The organism is Streptomyces sp. NPDC096339 (assembly GCF_044762985.1).
Taxonomy (GTDB): domain Bacteria; phylum Actinomycetota; class Actinomycetes; order Streptomycetales; family Streptomycetaceae; genus Streptomyces.
Map to the genome: position 1 here is coordinate 136,722 of NZ_JBIWFI010000013.1, position 14,275 is coordinate 150,996.

A 14,275-nucleotide genomic window follows, 5' to 3' on the forward strand; every position below is an offset into this window, starting at 1 on the left:
CTGCGGGGGAGTGTCAGTCCTCGCCGAGGTAGGCCTTGCGGACGTCCTCGTTGACGAGGAGGTCGCGGCCCTGTCCGGTCAGGACGACCTTGCCGATCTCCATGACGTGGCCCTGGTCGGCCAGGGACAGCGCGGCCTGGGCGTTCTGCTCGACCAGGAGGATGGTCGTGCCGGAGGCCTTGAGCTCGGCGATCGTCGCCATGATCTTCTGCATCATGAGCGGCGAGAGGCCCATGGAGGGCTCGTCGAGCATGAGCAGCTTGGGTTGGGACATGAGCGCGCGGCCCATGGCGAGCATCTGCTGCTCGCCGCCCGAGAGGGTGCCGGCGGCCTGCTTGCGGCGCTCTCCCAGGATGGGGAAGAGGTCGTAGGCGCGCTGGACGTCCTTCTGGATGCCTTCCTTGTCGTTGCGGAGGAAGGCGCCGAGGAGGAGGTTGTCCTCGATCGTCATGCGCGGGAAGATGTGCCGCCCCTCGGGGGAGTGGGCGAGCCCGAGCTGGACGATGTCGTGCGCGGCGACCTTCTTGAGCGACTTGCCCTGGAACTTGATCTGGCCGCCCTTGGGCTTGATCAGGCCGGAGAGGGTTCGCAGGGTGGTGGTCTTGCCGGCGCCGTTGGTGCCGATGAGGGTGACGATCTCGCCCTCGTTGACGGTGAAGGAGATGCCCTTGACGGCTTCGATCTTGCCGTAGGCGACGCGGAGGTCTTCGACCTCCAGGAGTGCGGTCACTTGGCTTCTCCGTCCGTGCTGGTGGTGCTGTCCGCCTCGACGGTGTCGGCGGCGTCGGCGGGCTCGTCGGCCTCGGCCTCGGGCTCGGCGGCGATGGCCTCGACCTCGGCGATCTCGGCCGCCTCGACCTCTGCGGCTTCTTCGGCGCCGGGGGCGCCTTCGAAGGGTTCGCCGAGGTAGGCGGCGATGACGCGTTCGTCGCCCTGGACTTCGGCGGCGGTGCCTTCGATGAGCTTTTCGCCCTGGACGAGGCAGGCGACGCGGTCGCAGAGGTTGAAGATGAAGCGCATGTCGTGCTCGATGACGAGGACGGCGATGCCCTTGTCCCGGATGGCGAAGATGAGCTCTTCGGCGGCCCGGGTCTCCTGCGGGTTCATGCCGGCGGTGGGCTCGTCCAGGAGGATGAGGCCGGGGTCGCTGGCGAGGGCGCGGGCGATTTCGAGCTTGCGCTGTTCGCCGTAGGGGAGGTTGCGGGCGAGGTGGTCGGCCTTGTGGGCCAGGCCGATGAACTCGAGGAGTTCCATGGCCCTCTCGCGGCTGGCCTCTTCGGCGCGCTTGAAGCCGGGCAGGCGCAGGAGGGCCGACCAGAGGCCTTCCTTGGTGCGGGTGTGGCGGCCCACGAGGACGTTTTCCAGGACCGTCATGTTGTTGAAGAGGCGGATGTTCTGGAAGGTGCGGGCGATGCCGGCCGCGGTGACCTTGAAGGACTTGGGCGGCAGGACCGTGCCCTTGTACCGGACTTCGCCCTCGGTGGGGATGTAGAGGCCGGTGAGGCAGTTGAAGAAGGTGGTCTTGCCGGCGCCGTTGGGGCCGATGAGGCCGACGATCTCGCCGCTGCGCACGGTCAGGTCGACGTTCTTGACGGCGGTGAGGCCGCCGAAGCGCATCGTGACGCCGCGGGCGTCGAGGACCGTTTCGGTCGCGGTCGTGGTCGTGGTGGTGGTCATGGATCAGGCCCCTGTCTTGCTGAGGACTGTGGGCGCTTCGAGGTCCTTGTGGAGTTCGAGCTGGTTGCGCCGGTTGGGGATGATTCCTTCGGGGCGCAGGCGCATCAGGATGATGAGAGCGACGCCGAAGGCGAGGAGCTGGTAGTCGCCGAGGGACTGGAGCTTGTTGGGGAGCAGGAAGAGGAGTGCTCCGCCGACGAGGGGTCCGCTGATGGTGCCCATGCCGCCGAGGACGACCGCGGCGAGGAGGAAGGCCGAGTTCGGGGGGACGGCGTTGGCGAACACGTACTGGTCGGGGGTGACCGTGTAGTTGACGTGTGCCTGGACGGCTCCGGCGAGGCCGGCGAGGGTGGCGCCGAGGGCGAAGGCGATGAGCTTGACGCGGAAGCCGTTGATGCCCATGGCTTCGGCGGCGGTTTCGTCTTCGCGGATGGCGACCCAGGCGCGGCCGATGCGGGATTCGGCGCTTCGGCGGAAGACCATGACCACGATGAGGGTGATCAGGAGCATCAGCAGGAAGTAGTTGGCGAAGCGGCCGACGGTGAATCCGGCGATGACGTGGCTGGCTCCGAAGTCGAATCCGAAGAGGTCGACGTTGGGGATGCCGGCGATGCCGTTGGGGCCGTTGGTGATGTCGGGGCCGGAGGTGCCGTCGAGGTTGTTCATCGAGATCCGGAAGATCTCTCCGAATCCGAGGGTCACGATGGCGAGGTAGTCACCGCGCAGGCGCAGGGTGGGGGCGCCGATGAGGACGCCGAAGACCATGGATGCGCCGGCGCCGATGAGGAGTGCGGCCCAGAAGGGGAAGTGCACGCCGAAGGGGGAGTTGGGGGAGCCGGAGACCAGGGCCGCGGTGTAGGCGCCGACGCCGAGGAAGGCGACGTAGCCGAGGTCGAGGAGGCCGGTGAGGCCGACGACGATGTTCAGGCCGAGGGCGACGGTGGCGAAGATGAGGATGTTGACGCCGAGGGTCGCGTACTGGTCGTCGGTCTGGGTGAGGGGGAAGCAGGCGGCCGCGACGAAGGCTCCGATGAGGGAGACGTTGCGGTGCTTGGTGGTGAGTGCGGTGAAGCGGGCCACCAGGCCGGCCTGGTGGAGGGCGCCGAAGCCGAAGCCGGCGGTGATCAGGAAGGTGATGAAGAGGTCCTGGTACGGGGTGGTGATGCCGTACGTGAAGACGCCGAGGGCGAAGGCGAGGACCGCGGTGATCAGGAGGATCTCGGCCCAGGCCGGGAGGGGGCGGGCCGGCCGGGGGGTTCCGGTGGCGAAGGCGGCCTTGACGGTCGTCCAGCGGTTGCCGAGGTGGTGCTTGCGCTGTTCCCAGGCGCTGTCGTCGGGGTCGGGGCCTTCGAGCACGGGGTGCTTGAAGGGCAGCGCGAGTGCGCCGACGAGGGCGAGGAGGGAGGCCACGGCGACGACCAGGCCGCCGGGCTCGAGGTTGACGACGCCGCCGAGGGTGGTGGTGATCGAGATGACCGTGTACCAGGCGGTGGCGAAGGCGGCGACTGCGGAGAGCTTGATCGCCGCGTCTGCGCCGGCGGGGGCGAGCCAGCCGAGGCCCTTGACTCCGTAGGAGGAGAGGCCGAAGAGGGTGGTGAGGACGCCGCCGACGAGGACGAGCCACTGGATACCGCCGGGGTATCCGTAGACGGTGAGGTTGCCGGGGTAGGCGGCGGTCCAGGTCCAGGAGAGGAAGCAGGAGATGGCGGTGAGGGCGCCGCCTGCGGTGGCGAGGGCGCGGGCCGTCTTCTCGGGGAGGGATATGAGGCCCTGGACGGGGGTGGTCGTCACGGTGTCCGTGGATTCTGCTGTGGTGGTCGTCATGATTCTCACGCCCTGTCCGCCACGCGCTCACCCATCAGGCCCTGGGGCCGGAAGAGGAGCACGAGGATGAGGAGTACGAACGCCCAGGTGTTGCCCCAGGTCTGGCCGCCGAGCTGCTCCATGCCGGGTACGTCGGCGACGTAGGCGGTGGTGAGCGTTTCGGCGAGGCCGAGGACGAGGCCGCCGATCATGGCGCCGTAGATGTTGCCGATGCCGCCGAGGACGGCTGCGGTGAAGGCCTTGAGGCCGAGCAGGAAGCCCATCTTGAAGTTGACTTCGCCGTACTTGAGGCCGTAGGCGACGGCTCCGATGGCGGCGAAGGCCGCGCCGAGGGCGAAGGCGACCGTGATGATGCGGTCGGTGTTGATGCCCATGAGCTTGGCGGTGTCCGGGTCCTGCGCGGTGGCCTGCATGCCGCGGCCGGTGCGGGTCTTCTTGACGAAGAAGCCGAGGAAGGCCATGGAGACGGGGGCGGCGAGGAGGAGGAAGACGTCACCGGTCTGGATGGTGATGCTGCCTATGTGGAAGGGTCCGCCGGGGATCTCGGGGAAGACGATGGAGGACTTCGCGTCGGGGTACCAGGCCCATACCGCCTGCTGGAGGGCGAGGGAGAGGCCGATGGCGGTGATGAGCGGGGCGAGTCGTGGCGCGGAGCGCAGTGGCCGGTAGGCGAAGCGTTCGGCTCCGACGGCGATGAGTGTGGCGACGAGGATCGCGCCTATGAGCATGAGCGGCAGGGCGATCCACATGGTGGTGCCGCCGGGGAGCATCAGCCAGACCGTGAGGGCTCCGAACCCGCCGGTCATGAAGATCTCGCCGTGGGCGAAGTTGATGAGCTGGACGATGCCATAGACCATCGTGTAGCCGATGGCGACGAGCCCGTACATGGATCCCAGTAGCAGGCCGTTGACCAGCTGTTGCGGCAGTTCGTGCACCGCAGGTCCTCCGAGTCTTTCGACGGATGTGACACCGCGCGGGGCGCATTGTGCGCGCCCCGCGCGGCAAATGAGGGGTGAGGGGGCTAGCGGGTCAGCGTGCTAGCCGCCGCTGGTGGTCAGCCGCCGAGGGTGCCGGACTCGACTGCCTTGAAGTCGTCGCCCTCGACCTTGTAGACGGTGAGCTGCTTGTTGGTCGCGTCACCGAACTCGTCGAAGGAGACCTTGCCGGTCACGCCGTCGAAGGAGACGCCCTGGACGGCCTCGAGGACCTTGGCGCGGGCGTCGGACGGGAGCTTGCCGTTGTTGGCGTCGACGACCTTCTTGACGGCCTCGATGACGGCCCAGGCGGAGTCGTACGAGTAGCCGCCGTAGGCGGAGTAGTCGTCCTTGTAGCCGGCCTTCTTGTAGTTGTCGATGAACTCCTTGGCCGAGGGCAGGCTCTCGACCGGGGCGCCGACGGAGGTGGCGAAGTCACCGACGGCGGTGGCGCCGGCGAGCTCGACGTACTTCTTGTCCTTGATGCCGTCACCGCCGACGAGCGGGATGTTGGCGCCGGAGGCCTTGATCTGCTTGCTGAGGGGGCCGGCCGCGGGGTACTCGCCGCCGTAGTAGACGACGTCGGCGCCGGAGCTCTTGACCTGGGTCACGATCGCCGAGAAGTCCTTGGACTCGGGGTCGATGTGGCCCTCGCCGGCGACCTGGCCGCCGAGCTTGGTGAACTCGCCCTTGAAGGTTCCGGCGAGGCCGGCGCCGTAGGTCTTCTTGTCGTCGATGATGAAGACCTTCTTCTTGCCCGCCTTGTTGAAGAGGTACTGCGCCGCGTACGGGCCCTGGATGGCGTCCGTGGTGGCGGTGCGGAAGTAGCTCTTGTAGGTGCGGGTCTTCTGGCCCTCGGCCCACTTGGGGCCCTGGGTCAGGGACGGGCTGGTGTTGGCCGGGGAGATCTGGACCAGCTTGGCGTCGTCGAAGACCTTCTGCATGGACTCGGAGACCGAGGAGTTCAGCGGGCCGACGACGCCGAGGACGTCCTTGTTGGCCGTGAGCTTGGTGGCGTTCTGCTGGCCGGAGGAGGCCTGCGCCTGGTCGTCGAGGGGTTCGATCTTGAAGGTGACGCCCTTGACGTACTTCTTCTCGTTGGCCTGCTTGGCGGCGAGGTCCGCGGAGTTCTTGATGCCGAGGCCGAGAGCGGAGAGGTCGCCCGTCAGGGGGGCGTCGACGCCGATGACGACCGTGGTGCCGCCGCCGTCGGCGGTGGCTCCGCCCTTGTCGTCGCGGGAGCCGCAGGCGGTGAGAGTGAGGGCGCCCGCAGCGAGGGCGGCGGTCACGGCGATGAGCTGACGATGACGCACGATCAGTCCTTTCCTGGCGCCGCGTCCCCCGTGGGACGCGTCGAGTCGAACGCGGGGAACCGAACTGAAGGAAATCCGGTGGTCGCGGTAACTGGCGGTGACTCTAGGCGGCGGATCGCGGGTTATGGAGGGCTGAGGCCAATGATGTGACTCTCTTGTTATGCCACGGCGTAATGCATAGCGGATGTGTGCGGGTGGAACGGGGGAATTCAGGCCGTTTCGTCTTGTCCGCATTCTGAGACAGGTGAGGATCAAACCTCGGTTTAGCTGCTGACTTGCCAGGACTCTGGCGGTTTTTGGTCATGACGGCCCGGTGGGCGCGTTGTCTCGATCTTCGGGACACGCCCTGGTCAGAGCGGCGGAAAGGTCCCTGGCATAACGGTCACCGGGGATGTAACTGTGATCCTCTTTCTGGAATCCATTACTGAGGGTTACTTCAAGGAATGGGAGTCCGGAATTCCGTGCCACATGCACGCAGTCTTCGGTCCGGAAGAGCACCGCGAGGTCGCGTGCTTCTCCGGCACCGATCGTGACCGGCAGGGGTGGCCGGATCGTCACGCTCAGCGCCCGCGACGGCTGGCCGATCCGCTCCACCGTGACGGCGCCGGCGCCCCGGTTGCGCACACGGACGGTGAGCGCGAACGAGCTGTCGTCGGGGGCCGGTTCCAGCGGTTCCACGTAGACGAGGGACACGGACTGGGACGGGGCGGGCGGGGGAGCGGCGGCGACCGGCACCGGCCGCGTGGCGTACCAGCGGGCGGCGCCCGCGGCCAGCACGGCCGCGGCCGCCACGGTGAGGACGGCCCGCCGGTGGCGGACGTACGCGGCGCCGAGCCGGTCCACGGCCCGGGCGGCGGGCGTACGGGGCGACGCGGGCGGGGCCTCGCGGCCCTCGGTGCCGTCCCCGGGCTCGACGGGGCCTATGCCGCCGCTCACCAGGGACCGCCGGTCGGGGTGCCCGTGCGGTAGCGGTCGGCGCAGCGGCGGGCGGCCTCGCGGGCGGTGAACTCGCGTGCGGCGGCAGGGCCCTTGGCGCGCTGCTCGGCGCGCGCCCCGTCGAGGACGGTGCGCAGGATCTCGTTCTGGCCGCCGGACAGGCCCATGGCCTGGTAGTCGAGGCCGACGGCGTCCTGGCCGTGGTCGGCGTCGAGGATCACCCCGGCCCAGTGGGTGACCAGGGTGGTGCACAGTTCCTGGGGTGAGGTGGTGTGCGGGGCGGGGGATGCGGAGGTTTTCGGTCCGCATGAGAGGAGCGCGGCGGCCAGGAGTGCCGTCGCCGCGCAGGCGGTCGTGGCGCGCCGCGGCGCCGGTCCCGATCCCATGCGGGAACGCTAGACCGGCGCCGGTGGCTGCACAACTGCTCGTATCGGCCCTGTTGTTAAGAGTCCGTGTCGCGCAGCAGGCAGGTGAGGCGGGCGGTGCAGACCCGGCGGTCCTCCTCGTCGCTGATGACGATCTCGTAGGTGGTGGTGGAGCGGCCGCGGTGGACGGGGGTGGCGACGCCGGTGACGGTGCCGGAGCGCACTCCGCGGTGGTGGGTGCAGTTGAGGTCGACGCCGACGGCGATCTTGTCGATGCCGCCGTGCATCATGGCGCCGACGGAGCCGAGGGTCTCGGCGAGGACGGCGGAGGCTCCGCCGTGGAGGAGTCCGTAGGGCTGGGTGTTGCCCTTGACGGGCATGGTGGCCACGACGCGCTCGGCGGAGGCTTCCAGGACGCGGATCTCCATCCGCTCGCCGAGGGCTCCCGCGGAGAACAGTGCGGGCAGGTCGATGCCCTTGGCGGCGTACTCGTCGAGTACGTCCTGCGGGAACTTCACAGCGTGCTGCTCACCCATGGGCGGGCTCCGTTCGTCAACGATCGTTAACCTGATTGTCCTGGGGTCGTTCTATCAGGCCCGGTCAGGCGGGTTCGAAGCGGATGACGACGGACTTGCTCGCGGGGGTGTTGCTGGTGTCCGCGGTGGAGTCGAGGGGGACCAGTACGTTCGTCTCGGGGTAGTAGGCGGCGGCGCAGCCGCGGGCGGTGGGGTAGTGCACGACGCGGAAGCCGGGTGCGCGCCGCTCGACGCCGTCCTTCCATTCGCTGACGAGGTCGGTGTACGAGCCGTCGGCGAGTCCGAGCTCGGCGGCGTCGGCGGGGTTGACCATGACGACGCGGCGGCCGCCGGTGATGCCGCGGTATCGGTCGTCGAGGCCGTAGATGGTGGTGTTGTACTGGTCGTGGCTGCGCAGGGTCTGCAGGAGCAGCCGGCCCTCGGGGACGCGGGGGTACTCGACGGGTGCGGCGGTGAAGTTGGCCTTGCCGGTCCTGGTGGGGAAGCGGCGTTCGTCGCGGGGGGCGTGGGGGAGTCGGAAGCCGCCGGGGTGGGCGATGCGGGTGTTGAAGTCCTGGAAGCCGGGGATCACGCGGGCGATCCGGTCGCGGATGACGGCGTAGTCCTTCTCGAATGCCTCCCAAGGGGTCTTCGAGGTGGCGCCGAGGACGGCGCGGGCCATGCGGGCCACGATCGCGGGTTCGGAGAGCAGGTGGGGGCTCGCGGGGGCGAGGTTGCCGCGGGAGGCGTGGACCATGCCCATGGAGTCCTCGACGGTCACGAACTGCTTGCCGCTCGCCTGGACGTCCTTGTCGGTGCGGCCGAGGGTGGGCAGGATCAGGGCGCGCCGGCCGGTGACGGCGTGGGAGCGGTTGAGTTTGGTGGAGACGTGGACGGTCAGGGAGGCGCGGCGGATCGCGGCTTCGGTGACCTCGGTGTCGGGGGTGGCGCCGACGAAGTTGCCGCCCATGGCGAAGAGGACCTTGGCCCGGCCGTCGCGCAGGGCCTGGATGGAGCGGACGACGTCGTAGCCGTGCTCGCGCGGTGAGGTGATGCCGAATTCGCGGTCGAGGGCGTCGAGGAAGGCGGGGGCGGGGCGTTCGAAGATGCCCATGGTGCGGTCGCCCTGGACGTTGGAGTGGCCGCGGACGGGGCAGACGCCGGCGCCGGGGCGGCCGATGTTGCCGCGCAGGAGGAGGAGGTTGACGACCTCGCGGATGGTGGCGACGGCGTGCTTGTGCTGGGTGAGGCCCATGGCCCAGCAGACGATGGTGCGCTTGGAGGCCAGGATCATGGCCAGGGCGCGTTCGATCTCGGGTCGGGTCAGGCCGGTGGCGGTGAGGGTCTCGGCCCAGTCCGCTTCCTTGGCGGCGGCCGCGAGCTCCTCGTAGCCGTGGGTGTGCTCGCGGATGAAGGCCTCGTCGGTGGCGCCCTCGGTCTCGATGACGAGTTTGTTGAGGAGGCGGAAGAGGGCCTGGTCGCCGCCTATGCGGATCTGGAGGAAGAGGTCGTTGAGGGGGGTGCCCTTGAGCATGCCGAGCGGGGTCTGGGGGTTCTTGAACCGCTCCATGCCGGCCTCGGGCAGCGGGTTCACCGAGATGATCTTCGCGCCGGCTTCCTTGGCCTTCTCCAGGGCGGAGAGCATGCGCGGGTGGTTGGTGCCCGGGTTCTGCCCGGCGACGATGATCAGGTCGGCCTGGTGGAGGTCTTCGAGGGAGACGCTGCCCTTGCCGATGCCGATGGTCTCGTTCAGGGCGGAGCCCGAGGACTCGTGGCACATGTTGGAGCAGTCGGGCAGGTTGTTGGTGCCGAACTCGCGGGCGAAGAGCTGGAAGAGGAACGCGGCCTCGTTGCTGGTGCGGCCCGAGGTGTAGAAGAGGGCCTCGTCGGGGGAGTCGAGGGCGGTCAGCTCCTCCGCGATGATCGCGAAGGCCCGCTCCCAGGTGACTGCCTCGTAGCGGTCGGATCCCTCCGCCGGGTCCCCTCTTTCCAGAAGCATGGGTTCGGTGATGCGGCCCTGCTGGCCGAGCCAGTATCCGGAGCGCTCGGCGAGGTCGGAGAGGGGGTGCGCGGCGAAGAACGCGGGGGTGACCCGGCGCAGTGTGGCTTCCTCGGCGACGGCCTTGGCGCCGTTCTCGCAGAATTCGGCGGTGTGCCGCTTGTCGCCCTCGGGCCAGGCGCAGCCCGGACAGTCGAAGCCGTTCTTCTGGTTGACCTTGAGCAGGGTGCGGGCGGTGCGGGCCAGGCCCATCTGCTGCTGCGCGATCTTCAGGGTGTGCCCGATCGCGGGCAGGCCCGCGGCCGCGTGTTTGGGGGGCGCTACCTGCGGCGCGTCCTGGATCGGATCACCTGCGGGCGGCTTGGTGGCCATGTCGCTCCCCTTCGAGCGTACGTACGAGTGCAGCATGTTTTGCCGCACGCCTGATCCTGTCACGGCTGTCGGGAAGGCGGGAGGGTGGTCCGGGGTGCCTGCGGCTCCGGGCGCGTGCGCCGGGGGCGGCCGGTGGGACGGATGCGCCTCGCGGGGCGGGCCGCGGACTCCCGCCCGGGGCCGTGTCCGGCCCCCCGTGCGCCGTGGGGGTGACCGCCGGCGCCGGAATTGTCAGCGCGGCGCCCTAGGATCGGGGGCGTGGCAGATTCAGCATCGAAGAAGACCGACCAGACGACCGCAGCGGACCGCCCCCGCCTGATGCTCATGGACGGGCACTCCCTGGCGTACCGGGCGTTCTTCGCGCTGCCCGCGGAGAACTTCACGACCGCGACCGGGCAGCCGACCAACGCCATCTACGGCTTCGCGTCGATGCTGGCGAACACGCTGCGCGACGAGGCGCCCACGCACTTCGCGGTGGCGTTCGACGTGTCCCGCAAGACGTGGCGCTCGACGGAGTTCCCCGAGTACAAGGCGAACCGCTCCAAGACCCCGGACGAGTTCAAGGGGCAGGTCGAGCTGATCGGCGAGCTCCTCGACGCGATGAAGGTGCCGCGGTTCGCGGTCGACGGCTTCGAGGCCGACGACGTGATCGCGACGCTGGCGACGCAGGCCGAGGCCCTCGGCTTCGACGTGCTGATCGTCACCGGCGACCGGGACTCCTTCCAGCTCGTCTCCGAGCACACCACCGTGCTGTACCCGACCAAGGGCGTCTCCGAGCTGACCCGCTTCACCCCGGAGAAGGTCGAGGAGAAGTACGGCCTCACGCCCCGGCAGTACCCGGACTTCGCGGCGCTGCGCGGTGACCCGTCCGACAACCTGCCGGGCATCCCGGGTGTCGGCGAGAAGACCGCGGCGAAGTGGATCACCCAGTTCGGGTCGTTCGCGGAGCTCGTGGAGCGCGCCGAGGAGGTCAAGGGCAAGGCCGGGCAGAACTTCCGGGACCACCTGGAGGCCGTCAAGCTGAACCGGGTCCTGACCGAGATGGTCAAGGACGTCGAGCTGCCCAAGACGCCGGCCGACCTGGCCCGCGCGCCCTACGACCGGTCGGCGGTGACCGGTGTGCTGGACGTGCTGGAGATCCGCAACGCCTCGCTGCGCGAGCGGCTGCTCGCCGTGGACCCGGGCGCCGAGGAGGAGCAGGCACCGGCCCCGGCGGCCGCGGGCGTGGAGCTCGACGCCTCCGTGCTGGGCGCGGGCGAGCTGGCCCCGTGGCTGGAGGCGCACGCGGGCGGACCGCTCGGCGTGGCCACCGTCGACAGCTGGGCGCTGGGCCAGGGCAACGTCAGCGAGATCGCGCTGGCCGCGGCCGGCGGGGCTGCCGCCTGGTTCGAGCCGTCCGGGCTGGACGAGGCCGATGAGCAGGCCTTCGCGGCTTGGGCCGCCGACGCGGCGAAGCCGAAGGTCGTGCACAACGCCAAGGGCCTGATGCGGGTCTTCCCCGAGCACGGCTGGTCGCTGGACGGCGTCACCATGGACACCGCGCTCGCCGCGTACCTGGTCAAGCCGGGCCGCCGGTCCTTCGCGTTGGACGTCCTGTCCAACGAGTACCTGCACCGCGAGCTGGCGCCGGCCGCCGCCGACGGCCAGCTGGCCTTCGGCGCCGACGAGACGGCCGAGGCGGAAGCGCTGATGGCGCAGGCCCGCGCGGTACTGGACCTCGGCGACGCCTTCACCGACAAGCTCGACGAGGTCGGCGCGGCCGAGCTGCTCCACGACATGGAGCTGCCGACCTCCGAGCTACTGGCCCGGATGGAGCGCGCCGGCATCGCCGCCGACCGCGACCACCTGGAGGCCATGGAGCAGCAGTTCGCGGGCGCCGTGCAGCAGGCCGTGAAGGAGGCGCACGCGGCGGTGGGCCACGAGTTCAACCTCGGCTCGCCCAAGCAGCTCCAGGAAGTCTTCTTCGGCGAGCTGGACCTGCCGAAGACGAAGAAGACCAAGACCGGCTACACCACGGACGCGGACGCGCTGGCCTGGCTGGCGACGCAGACCGACCACGAACTGCCCGTGATCATGCTGCGGCACCGGGAGCAGGCCAAGCTGCGCGTCACCGTCGAGGGTCTGGTCAAGACCATCGCCGCCGACGGCCGGGTGCACACGAGCTTCAGCCAGACCGTCGCCGCGACCGGCCGGCTGTCCTCCACCGACCCGAACCTGCAGAACGTGCCGGTGCGCACGGACGAGGGCCGGGCGATCCGCCGCGGGTTCGTCGTCGGCGAGGGTTACGAGTCGCTGATGACCGCCGACTACAGCCAGATCGAGCTGCGCGTGATGGCCCACCTCTCCGAGGACGAGGGCCTGATCGAGGCCTTCGCCTCCGGTGAGGACCTGCACACCACCGTCGCCTCCCAGGTGTTCGGCGTGGAGCGTTCGCAGGTCGACGCCGAGATGCGCCGCAAGATCAAGGCCATGTCGTACGGTCTCGCGTACGGGCTGTCCGCGTTCGGTCTCGCCCAGCAGCTGAACATCGAGCCCGCCGAGGCGCGCGGCCTGATGGAGACCTTCTTCGAGCGGTTCGGCGGGGTCCGCGAGTACCTCCAGCGCGTGGTCGACGAGGCCCGCGCCACCGGGTACACGGCCACGATCTTCGGCCGCCGCCGCTACCTGCCGGACCTCAACAGCGACAACCGCCAGCGCCGCGAGGCCGCCGAGCGGATGGCGCTCAACGCGCCGATCCAGGGCACCGCCGCGGACATCGTCAAGGTCGCGATGCTGCGCGTGGACCAGGCGATCGCCGAGGCCGGGCTGGCTTCGCGGATGCTGCTCCAGGTCCACGACGAAATCGTGCTGGAGATCGCCCCGGGCGAGCGCGAGCGGGTGGAGGAGCTGGTGCGCCGCGAGATGGGCGCCGCCGTCGAGCTCCGGGCCCCGCTGGACGTGTCCGTGGGCGTCGGCTCCGACTGGGAGTCCGCCGCGCACTGATCGTCGTACGGCCTTCCGGGCGCCCGTTCCCGCCTACGCGGTGGGGACGGGCGTTCGCGTTTCCGAGCCCGAGCCCGAGCCCGAGCCCGAGCCCGAGCCCGAGTCCGAGTCCGAGCCCGAGCCCGAACGGCCCCGGGTCGGGCGGTGGCGCAGCCGTACGAGGGCCCCGTACAGCAGCAGTCCCACGGTGAGGCCGCCGCCCGCGCCGAAGCAGATCGTCGGGATGATGTCGAGCGGCGTGTGGATCGCGTCGAAGAAGGTGAAGAAGCGCAGCACGCGCAGGGTGATCCCGACAACGGTGCACAGGAGGAGCAGCGTGAGCGCACCCCACAGCTCGGCCCGGCTGAGCACGGGGACGGAAGCCGGCTGCGGGGAGGCCGGCAGCCGCCGCAGCGCGGTCGCCGTGAACCACACCAGGACGAAGGCCGCGATCACCGAACCGCCGTACTGGAGGTACAGGTAGAGGGGGAAGCCGAAGGCGAGGGGCCTGCCCAGGTCCAGCGCGTTGGTTCCCCAGCGGTCGAGGTGCGTGAAGCTGTCCCACAGCACGTGCGTGCAGGAGCCGATGACCGCCGAGAGGTAGAACCACACGGCCAGTGAGGGGATTTGGCGCCCACGCCATTCCTCGCCCCGCACGAAGGCGTGGACTTGGCCCCGCCGGCCGCGGGGCAGCAGGGCGAGCAGCGGCTCGCGCAGCAGCAGCCAGCACGCGGCGAGGACGGCGGTGAGTGCGGCGTCGACGGTCACGATGCCGGGCAGGGAGTGCGCGAAGGTGCCGTACGGCTTGAGGCTCGAGACGAGGGTGGCCGCGAAGTAGAAGGTGTCCGGGGCGAAGGATCCGAGGACCAGGGCCGAGCCGACGAGGGGGCCGCGCGCACGCCCGGTCCGGCGGAGGGCCGGCAGCACGGCGGCCGCGTGGCTCAGGGTGAACGGCATGAGAAGTCCCCTCGGTTCGTGTGCCCGGCCAGTATGCGGTGACCTGTCCGTGACATCGGAAAGGACGCGTCCGGGGCCCGGCGGGCTCCCCGGAACGCCATGGGCCACGTCACATTCCCGGTCCTCGCGGCCCCCGCGACCCGCCTTCGGTCGCGCCGGACGGGCCGGACGGTTCTCATCTCGCGTCCGCGTTGCTACGGTGCCTCCGCCCTGACGCCCTATCAGATTCCGGAGGCCCGGCATGCGCGCATTCATCGCCGCCGCCAGCGGGCTCGTCCTCGCGGTGCTCCTCGTCCTCGCCGTCACGGCGTTCGGGGCGCCCGAGGGCAAGACCTCACCCAAGCCCCTGCTCACCACCGCGCCCGCCGCGCCCGGAAAGTAA

The 14,275-nt window shown here is 69.9% G+C and carries 12 protein-coding genes; 2 read left to right on the top strand and 10 right to left on the bottom strand.

Annotation, left to right across the window (positions count from 1 at the left end; genetic code table 11):
- Nucleotides 1–13: 13 nt before the first annotated feature.
- The 9 genes from ACIQ5Y_RS19205 to ACIQ5Y_RS19245 form a co-directional block, all read right to left on the bottom strand.
- Complete coding sequence (locus ACIQ5Y_RS19205) at nucleotides 14–730, bottom strand: ABC transporter ATP-binding protein (protein ID WP_403881367.1); 717 nt, start codon at nucleotides 728–730, stop codon at nucleotides 14–16.
- Nucleotides 727–1,677: an ABC transporter ATP-binding protein gene (locus ACIQ5Y_RS19210; RefSeq protein WP_403881370.1), complete on the bottom strand. Its 951-nt coding sequence runs from the start codon at nucleotides 1,675–1,677 to the stop codon at nucleotides 727–729. Before ACIQ5Y_RS19210 ends, ACIQ5Y_RS19205 begins: the two co-directional genes overlap by 4 nt.
- A gap of 3 nt (nucleotides 1,678–1,680) precedes the next feature.
- The gene (locus ACIQ5Y_RS19215) at nucleotides 1,681–3,501 is read right to left on the bottom strand and encodes a branched-chain amino acid ABC transporter permease (protein WP_403881373.1); all 1,821 of its coding nucleotides are present in this window, start codon (nucleotides 3,499–3,501) and stop codon (nucleotides 1,681–1,683) included.
- A gap of 5 nt (nucleotides 3,502–3,506) precedes the next feature.
- Nucleotides 3,507–4,436: a branched-chain amino acid ABC transporter permease gene (locus ACIQ5Y_RS19220; RefSeq protein WP_403881376.1), complete on the bottom strand. Its 930-nt coding sequence runs from the start codon at nucleotides 4,434–4,436 to the stop codon at nucleotides 3,507–3,509.
- Between the two features lie 119 nt (nucleotides 4,437–4,555).
- The gene (locus ACIQ5Y_RS19225; protein ID WP_403881379.1) at nucleotides 4,556–5,788 is read right to left on the bottom strand and encodes a branched-chain amino acid ABC transporter substrate-binding protein; all 1,233 of its coding nucleotides are present in this window, start codon (nucleotides 5,786–5,788) and stop codon (nucleotides 4,556–4,558) included.
- A 300-nt stretch (nucleotides 5,789–6,088) separates the two neighbouring features.
- Nucleotides 6,089–6,724, bottom strand: coding sequence for a Tat pathway signal sequence domain protein (locus ACIQ5Y_RS19230; RefSeq protein WP_403881382.1), 636 nt, complete (start codon nucleotides 6,722–6,724; stop codon nucleotides 6,089–6,091).
- A complete protein-coding gene (locus tag ACIQ5Y_RS19235; RefSeq protein ID WP_403881384.1) occupies nucleotides 6,721–7,110 on the bottom strand; it encodes a hypothetical protein in 390 nt (129 codons plus the stop codon). Before ACIQ5Y_RS19235 ends, ACIQ5Y_RS19230 begins: the two co-directional genes overlap by 4 nt.
- 56 nt (nucleotides 7,111–7,166) lie before the next feature.
- A complete protein-coding gene (locus tag ACIQ5Y_RS19240; RefSeq protein ID WP_403881387.1) occupies nucleotides 7,167–7,625 on the bottom strand; it encodes a PaaI family thioesterase in 459 nt (152 codons plus the stop codon).
- Between the two features lie 64 nt (nucleotides 7,626–7,689).
- Nucleotides 7,690–9,975, bottom strand: a complete 2,286-nt coding sequence (locus tag ACIQ5Y_RS19245; protein WP_403881482.1) for an FdhF/YdeP family oxidoreductase — start codon at nucleotides 9,973–9,975, stop codon at nucleotides 7,690–7,692.
- Nucleotides 9,976–10,233: 258 nt separating this feature from the next.
- Between ACIQ5Y_RS19245 and polA the strand changes: the two genes are divergently transcribed.
- On the top strand, nucleotides 10,234–12,957 hold the full coding sequence (gene polA, locus ACIQ5Y_RS19250) for a DNA polymerase I (RefSeq protein ID WP_403881390.1): 2,724 nt from the start codon (nucleotides 10,234–10,236) through the stop codon (nucleotides 12,955–12,957).
- Nucleotides 12,958–12,990: 33 nt separating this feature from the next.
- On the opposite strand, the gene ACIQ5Y_RS19255 is transcribed toward polA, so the two are convergent.
- Nucleotides 12,991–13,893: a DUF4184 family protein gene (locus ACIQ5Y_RS19255; protein WP_403881392.1), complete on the bottom strand. Its 903-nt coding sequence runs from the start codon at nucleotides 13,891–13,893 to the stop codon at nucleotides 12,991–12,993.
- Between the two features lie 241 nt (nucleotides 13,894–14,134).
- Here ACIQ5Y_RS19255 and ACIQ5Y_RS19260 point away from each other — a divergent pair, with 241 nt between their 5' ends.
- Nucleotides 14,135–14,275 carry an SPW_0924 family protein gene (locus ACIQ5Y_RS19260; protein ID WP_403881394.1) on the top strand — a complete coding sequence of 47 codons (141 nt, stop codon included), beginning with the start codon at nucleotides 14,135–14,137 and terminating at the stop codon, nucleotides 14,273–14,275.

What these genes read in the sequence shown, in the direction of transcription:
- ACIQ5Y_RS19240 (WP_403881387.1), bottom strand. Translation starts at nt 7,625, where the DNA reads ATGGGTGAGCAGCACGCTGTGAAGTTCCCGCAGGACGTACTCGACGAG.
- ACIQ5Y_RS19235 (WP_403881384.1), bottom strand. Translation starts at nt 7,110, where the DNA reads ATGGGATCGGGACCGGCGCCGCGGCGCGCCACGACCGCCTGCGCGGCG.
- ACIQ5Y_RS19245 (WP_403881482.1), bottom strand. Translation starts at nt 9,975, where the DNA reads ATGGCCACCAAGCCGCCCGCAGGTGATCCGATCCAGGACGCGCCGCAG.
- ACIQ5Y_RS19215 (WP_403881373.1), bottom strand. Translation starts at nt 3,501, where the DNA reads ATGACGACCACCACAGCAGAATCCACGGACACCGTGACGACCACCCCC.
- ACIQ5Y_RS19255 (WP_403881392.1), bottom strand. Translation starts at nt 13,893, where the DNA reads ATGCCGTTCACCCTGAGCCACGCGGCCGCCGTGCTGCCGGCCCTCCGC.
- ACIQ5Y_RS19260 (WP_403881394.1), top strand. Translation starts at nt 14,135, where the DNA reads ATGCGCGCATTCATCGCCGCCGCCAGCGGGCTCGTCCTCGCGGTGCTC.
- ACIQ5Y_RS19210 (WP_403881370.1), bottom strand. Translation starts at nt 1,677, where the DNA reads ATGACCACCACCACGACCACGACCGCGACCGAAACGGTCCTCGACGCC.